This window comes from Paenibacillus sp. E194 (assembly GCF_000935845.1).
Classification (GTDB): domain Bacteria; phylum Bacillota; class Bacilli; order Paenibacillales; family Paenibacillaceae; genus Paenibacillus_B; species Paenibacillus_B alvei_B.
This window is the reverse complement of the sequence record NZ_JMDX01000283.1, coordinates 1-6,535: the sequence shown is the minus strand read 5'-3', so window position 1 is coordinate 6,535 and position 6,535 is coordinate 1. Positions and strand designations below refer to the sequence as shown.

The window sequence follows — 6,535 nt, the reverse complement described above, 5'->3', positions numbered from 1 at the left end:
ACGTCGCCAAGCAGTTAATATTCCCTGATAGCTCAGTTGGTAGAGCACTCGACTGTTAATCGAGTTGTCACAGGTTCGAGTCCTGTTCGGGGAGCCATGGAGAGATGTCCGAGTTTGGTCGAAGGAGCACGATTGGAAATCGTGTAGGCGCCACAAGCGTCTCGAGGGTTCGAATCCCTCTCTCTCCGCCAGTATGGCCCGTTGGTCAAGGGGTTAAGACACCTCCCTTTCACGGAGGTAACAGGGGTTCGAATCCCCTACGGGTCACCATTTATGAATGACATTGCGTAGTTTAGGGCATCTAGCTTAACAGAAAAGATACCATCTTAACAGGGTGGGGTCATTCGATTCGAATTTGATAGTGTCCAGCGCGAATATCGCGGGGTGGAGCAGTTGGTAGCTCGTCGGGCTCATAACCCGAAGGTCGCAGGTTCAAGTCCTGCCCCCGCAACCAAATATGTAATCACTATTTCATATAGGATTGCTTTGATAAGGACACTTAGCTCAGCTGGGAGAGCACCATCTTGACAGGGTGGGGGTCAGCGGTTCGAACCCGTTAGTGTCCACCATAAAGAGCTATGAATAATCATTGCTAGATTTAGATACATAGCTTTTACATGAAATATTATATGGACGCTTAGCTCAGCTGGGAGAGCATCTGCCTTACAAGCAGAGGGTCGGCGGTTCGATCCCGTCAGCGTCCACCATCATATCGCGGGGTGGAGCAGTTGGTAGCTCGTCGGGCTCATAACCCGAAGGTCACAGGTTCAAGTCCTGTCCCCGCAACCAAATATGGAGCTGTGGTGTAGAGGCCTAACATGCCTGCCTGTCACGCAGGAGACCGCGGGTTCGAATCCCGTCAGCTCCGCCATTTTTCTTCTTGAGAAATGATCAAATTGAATAAGGCCCGTTGGTCAAGGGGTTAAGACACCTCCCTTTCACGGAGGTAACAGGGGTTCGAATCCCCTACGGGTCACCATTTCTCTCTTATGAGAGCCATTAGCTCAGTTGGTAGAGCACCTGACTTTTAATCAGGGTGTCGAAGGTTCGAGTCCTTCATGGCTCACCAGTTTGTGCAATATTCAGCCTGATGCGGAAGCGTCAGGCTTTTTTGTTGTTGTTTGGATCAGGAGAGCTGATTCGAGAGAGTGTAAGATGCTCTGAGTACGCAATATTTGATATAAAGATGCTAATTTGTACTACCCCTAGAATTAGGATAAGGGCATGCTCTATTGATGTTTTATTCGAAAGGCATTATGATTAAAGGAATAGATAACTAACTCCTTTTATAAAAGGGTTTTAATAAGGTGGGACGTTATGGTGGTAGACAAAACCATTAATATTAAGGAATTCAATCGAAATCGAATATATATGCTGCTGCGGCAAGAAAAAAACTTATCTAAGCAGGATATTGTGCAGCATTTGCAGATTAGCCTGCCAACCATTACGCAGAATTTAAACTATTTGCTGCAGGAGAAGCTGATTGCGAATACGGGAACCGTCGGTAATACCGGAGGACGAAATGCACAGGTCTATTCTTATATCAGCGATGCCAAAGTCGCTATTGGCTTAGATATTACACGGAACCATGTCACAACTGTGGTTGTTGATTTAAATGGGGATATTATCCACATCAACAGAAGAAGACAGAAATTTGAGACCTCAGACCCTTATTTTCAACTATTGGGTAATATCATTCAGGAAGACATAAAAGAACTGGATATTGACGATTCGAAAATATTAGGTGTCGGCATCGGGGTGCCGGGATTGATTACGGAAGATCACCAGACTGTCTTTTATGGGAAGATCCTGAATTTCACCGGAGAGACGTTACAGCGCTTCACCAAGTACATACCGTATCCGGCCATTCTTGTGAATGATGCGAATGCGGCTGGGTTCTCGGAAATATGGGCAACGCCGGACACGAAAAATGCTTTTTATATTTCACTTAGTAATAATATTGGCGGAGCCGTTTATATTGGAAATAAAGTGTTTGCCGGAGAGAATCAAAAGAGCGGAGAAATCGGGCATATTACGATCATTCCAGACGGCCTCCCTTGTTATTGCGGTCAAAAGGGCTGCCTTGAGGCATATTGCTCAGCTTCTTTATTAGCCGATACAGCTGATGGGAGTTTGGCGCGTTTTTTTGAGGAGCTACAGGGTGGCAATCGTGAAAAGTTGATCGTATGGGACAACTATTTGCGCCATCTTTCGATCGCCATTAATAATATTCGGATGCTGTTCGACTGTGACATTATCCTTGGCGGTTACGTAGGGGCTTATATGGAGAATCATATCGATACGTTGAAAAAGCTGGTGGCCAGCCGCAATACGTTCGAAGATCATGCAGATTATGTGCGCATTTGCAGTTATAAAACGGAGGCTATTGCCGCTGGCGCTGCCCTGCCGTTCATCGATCAGTTCATTAATCAAATATAAGAAGATACCAAGATTACAGCAATCGCATGGAGTCGGTTTAAAGGAGCCAAGTTCCTTTACCTGCTTCATGCGTTTTTTTATCCTCCAATCGGCTGAACAAGCAGGAAATGCTTCGCATCTTGTACTGCAAAATGATACTTATTTTTAATTGCATATTGACAAGAACGACGAGAGGGAATATCCTTGCATTAAGTAGTTTTATAAAACACTTTAACAAAAGTAATTTACTTATTGGGAGGCGGATGCATAATGAATCATCAACAATCTACCAGCTTAAAAGCCACGACAGGAAATGTACCAGCAACTATGAAAGCGCTTGTAGCGTATGGGAAGCATGATTACCGCTTTGAAGCCAACTATCCTACGCCTGAATGCGGGCCTGACGATATGATTATTAAAACGGAAGCATGCGGCATTTGCGCAGGAGACTTGAAGTGCATGCACGGTGCAGCAATGTTCTGGGGCGATGAGACTCAGCCAGAATGGGTGAAGCCACCGTTTATTCCGGGGCATGAATTTTTAGGAACGATCGTCGAAATTGGCGGAAATGTAACCGATTTCAAAATTGGGGATCGAGTAACTGCGGATCAGATCGTTCCTTGCCAAGAATGCAGATTTTGCAAAAGAGGGGAGTACTGGATGTGCCAGCCACATAACATATTCGGTTTCCAAGGCTCGAACAACGGGGGAATGGCGGAATATGTTCGATACCCGAAAACGGCGGTTGTCCATAAGGTGCCTGGACAGATGGAATTGGAGTCCGCGTTGCTAATTGAGCCTTATGCTTGCTCGAAGCATGCCGTGGATCGGGCGCAAATCGGATGCGAGGATGTCGTCGTTATCTCTGGGGCGGGGCCTCTGGGCTTAGGAATGATCACATATGCAAGAATGAAAAATCCAAAAAAATTGATTGTGCTGGATTTGGTTGAGAACCGTTTGGAAAAGGCGAAGGAATTTGGCGCGGATATCGTCCTCAATCCGAAAGAGACGGATGTGGTTCAAACGATTTTGGATATGACGGAGGGTTACGGTTGCGACATCTACATCGAAGCGACAGGGCATCCTTCCAGTGTAACGCAAGGATTGAGCATGATTCGCAAGCTTGGGCGCTTCGTGGAATTCAGCGTGTTCGGGGAGCCGACTACCGTGGACTGGTCCATCATCGGCGACCGCAAGGAACTGGATGTATTGGGATCTCACTTGAGCCCATATTGTTACCCATTCGTCATTGAAAATGTTGCAAACGGCAATCTGAAAACGAACGGCATTGTGACTCGCAAGTTCCCGATTGAGCAATGGGAAGAAGCCTTTGAATATGCATCCGGGAAGCATGGTGATTTCAAAGTCGCGATTACGTTCTAAAAAGGGTGGATGCAAAATGGAGAAATATGTAGTTGGAATTGATTATGGCACATTAAGCGCCCGTACGATACTTGTTAACGTATCCACCGGAGAGATATGTGCATCTGCAGAGATGAACTATCCACATGGCGTAATGGATCAGGTGCTGCCGGACGGCGTAACGAAGCTGGGGCCGGATTGGGCTTTGCAGCATCCGCAGGACTATTTACAATGCACCACTGCAACGCTAGCGAAGGTTCTGGAAACGAGCGGCATTGATGCCAGGCAGATTATTGGCGTCGGCACCGATTTTACGGAATGTACGATGCTTCCCGTAAAGGCGGATGGAACGCCCCTGTGCATGCTGGATGCATACAAGAACAATCCGCATGCGTATGTGAAGCTGTGGAAGCACCATGCGGCAGCAGAGGAAGCCAACCGGCTGAATGATATAGCCCGTATGCGGGGAGAGGAATTTTTGGACTTCTACGGTGGGAAAATTTCTTCAGAATGGATGTTTCCAAAAATATGGCAAATTCTTAATGAAGCGCCCGAAATTTATAAAGCTGCAGATCGGTTCATGGAGCTTGCCGATTGGATTACACTACAGCTAACTGGCACAGAAACACGAAATAGCTGTACAGCTGGATATAAGGCTATATGGCACAAGCAAAACGGATTTCCATCAAATTCATTTTTGAAAGCGCTCGATCCAAAGCTGGAACACGTCGTTGACGAGAAAATGTCGAGAACCATTTATCCGGTCGGCACCCGAGCAGGATCAATTACAGAAGAGAGCGCAAAATGGACGGGACTGGCTGCGGGGACAGCGGTATCCGTTGGAATAGGCGATGCCCATTGCGCCGTAATCGGCTGCGGGATTACGACTCCCGATATTTTACTGATGGTGATGGGGACATCCGGCTGCGACATGCTGGTCAGTGAAACAGCAGTTAAAGTGCCAGGCATTAGCGGCATTTGCGAGGACGGCATTTTGCCTGGGTTCTACGGCTATGAGGCAGGACAATCCTGTATGGGAGACCATTTCTCATGGTTCGCGAATCACTGTGTTCCGGAGCGCCTGGAGCAAGAGGCGAGAACGGCGAACAAGCACGTGCTGCAGCTTCTCAATGAGAAAGCAGAGAAGATTAAGCCTGGCGCCAGCGGCTTGATTGCGCTGGATTGGTGGAATGGGAACCGTTCCGTTCTGGTGGATGCGGATCTGACAGGATCGATGTTCGGCATGACGACGGCTACGACAGCCGAAGAAATGTACAAAGCATTGGTTGAAGCAGTTGCGTTCGGGAAGCGAATGATTATTGAGAACTTTGTACAGCACGGAGTTCCGATTGCCAAAATCATGGCTACAGGCGGGATTGCGGAAAAAAGTCCTTTCATTATGCAGACCTTCGCGGACATCATCGGCATGCCGATTCACGTCGCGGCAACTCAGCAAGGGACAGCGATGGGGGCCGCCATGCTCGGAGCCGTCGCGGCAGGCAGTACTAACGGGGGATATGATTCGATTCAGCAGGCTGGGAAAGCAATGGGTGGAGGCATTAAGAAAACGTATGAGCCGCAAAGTAAGCACCAGGACATTTATAATCGACTCTATGCCCAGTATGTGCGGCTGCATGATTATTTCGGTCGCAATGAACAGAGTCCGATCAAACAATTGAAAGCGATTAAATTGGAAGTGATGAGTGGAGAGCGTTTAAATTAATATCTTTATAGAATAGCTGCATTACGGACAGTAGAAGAAGGAATTGATCATTCAGGAAAGAAGTGATGCATTTGAAACACAATAATATTTTCGACAGAGTAGGTATTCCTTCATCACTAGCTTGGGGCTATCTCGGCATTCTGATCTTTATGATGGGGGATGGTCTGGAGCAGGGCTGGTTAAGCCCATATCTGGTTGAACAGGGACTCACCGTACAGCAATCTGGCATTTTATTTACGGTATACGGGGTTACGATTGCATTGTCTTCTTTCCTGTCCGGATTATTTGTTGACGCGATTGGCCCTAAAAAAGCAATGTTGACGGGGTTGATCCTATATATTCTTGGCTCTGTAGGCTTTATTGGTTTAGGAATTACCCAGCTTTCATTTTCAACGATGCTGCCGACGTATGCGTTTAAGGGTCTCGGCTATCCTTTGTTCGCATACTCGTTCCTCGTATGGATTGCTTATCAGACACCTCAGAAGAAGCTGGGGACGGCTGTTGGCTGGTTCTGGTTCGTGTTCACTGGGGGCATGAACGTGCTCGGTGCATACTATTCCACCTGGGCGCTGAAGCATTTGGGGCATATCAATACACTATGGAGCGCAATCGTATGGGTACTGCTTGGGGCATTGTTCGCACTGATCATCAATCCAGGCGGGAAGCTGGAAAAGGCCAAGGCAGAGCAGCACGACAACAAATTAAAAGAGCTTGCAAAAGGATTGGCAATTGTCAAAAAGGAACCGAAAATCGTATTGGTCGGCTTGGTTCGTATCATCAATACGGCTGCACAATTCGGTTTCCCAGTGTATATGCCGCTGTATATGGAGAGTCAAGGCATTAGCATTTCGTCCTGGCTGCATCTATGGGCAATGATCTTTATTGGCAACATTGCGTTTAACCTGCTGTTCGGCATTGTGGGCGATAAGCTTGGCTGGAGAAATACAGTAATGTGGTTTGGATGTGTGGGCTCGGCCTTCTTTACGATTTTACTCTTTTACGTTCCTCAACTTGCAGCAGGCAATGTATGGC

The 6,535-nt window shown here is 47.2% G+C and carries 4 protein-coding genes and 10 tRNA genes; all 14 read left to right on the top strand.

The window, feature by feature from the left end; translation table 11 throughout:
* The first annotated feature begins 21 nt into the window (after positions 1 to 21).
* Positions 22 to 97 (top strand) — tRNA-Asn (locus tag AZ66_RS25160).
* 1 nt (position 98) lies between these two features.
* Positions 99 to 191: transfer RNA gene (locus AZ66_RS25155), tRNA-Ser, on the top strand.
* Positions 192 to 195: 4 nt separating this feature from the next.
* Positions 196 to 270 (top strand) — tRNA-Glu (locus AZ66_RS25150).
* Between the two features lie 108 nt (positions 271 to 378).
* Positions 379 to 454, top strand: a tRNA-Met gene (locus AZ66_RS25145).
* A 39-nt stretch (positions 455 to 493) separates the two neighbouring features.
* Positions 494 to 569, top strand: a tRNA-Val gene (locus tag AZ66_RS25140).
* Between the two features lie 62 nt (positions 570 to 631).
* Positions 632 to 707: transfer RNA gene (locus AZ66_RS25135), tRNA-Val, on the top strand.
* 6 nt (positions 708 to 713) lie between these two features.
* Positions 714 to 789, top strand: a tRNA-Met gene (locus AZ66_RS25130).
* A gap of 5 nt (positions 790 to 794) precedes the next feature.
* Positions 795 to 871 (top strand) — tRNA-Asp (locus tag AZ66_RS25125).
* A 33-nt stretch (positions 872 to 904) separates the two neighbouring features.
* Positions 905 to 979, top strand: a tRNA-Glu gene (locus tag AZ66_RS25120).
* Between the two features lie 14 nt (positions 980 to 993).
* A tRNA-Lys gene (locus tag AZ66_RS25115) sits at positions 994 to 1,069 on the top strand.
* A gap of 248 nt (positions 1,070 to 1,317) precedes the next feature.
* Positions 1,318 to 2,439: an ROK family transcriptional regulator gene (locus AZ66_RS25110; protein WP_044357388.1), complete on the top strand. Its 1,122-nt coding sequence runs from the start codon at positions 1,318 to 1,320 to the stop codon at positions 2,437 to 2,439.
* 249 nt (positions 2,440 to 2,688) lie between these two features.
* Positions 2,689 to 3,801, top strand: a complete 1,113-nt coding sequence (locus AZ66_RS25105) for an MDR/zinc-dependent alcohol dehydrogenase-like family protein (RefSeq protein ID WP_044357386.1) — start codon at positions 2,689 to 2,691, stop codon at positions 3,799 to 3,801.
* A 16-nt stretch (positions 3,802 to 3,817) separates the two neighbouring features.
* Positions 3,818 to 5,503 (top strand): ribulokinase, encoded by a 1,686-nt coding sequence (locus AZ66_RS25100; protein ID WP_044357384.1) that lies wholly within the window; start codon positions 3,818 to 3,820, stop codon positions 5,501 to 5,503.
* Between the two features lie 65 nt (positions 5,504 to 5,568).
* A partial coding sequence (locus AZ66_RS25095) for an RbtT/DalT/CsbX family MFS transporter (RefSeq protein ID WP_044357383.1) occupies positions 5,569 to 6,535 on the top strand: 967 nt, incomplete at its 3' end.

Bases quoted from the DNA above. Each gene is read 5' to 3' on its own strand.
- AZ66_RS25110 (WP_044357388.1), top strand. From the start codon at position 1,318: ATGGTGGTAGACAAAACCATTAATATTAAGGAATTCAATCGAAATCGA.
- AZ66_RS25105 (WP_044357386.1), top strand. From the start codon at position 2,689: ATGAATCATCAACAATCTACCAGCTTAAAAGCCACGACAGGAAATGTA.
- AZ66_RS25100 (WP_044357384.1), top strand. From the start codon at position 3,818: ATGGAGAAATATGTAGTTGGAATTGATTATGGCACATTAAGCGCCCGT.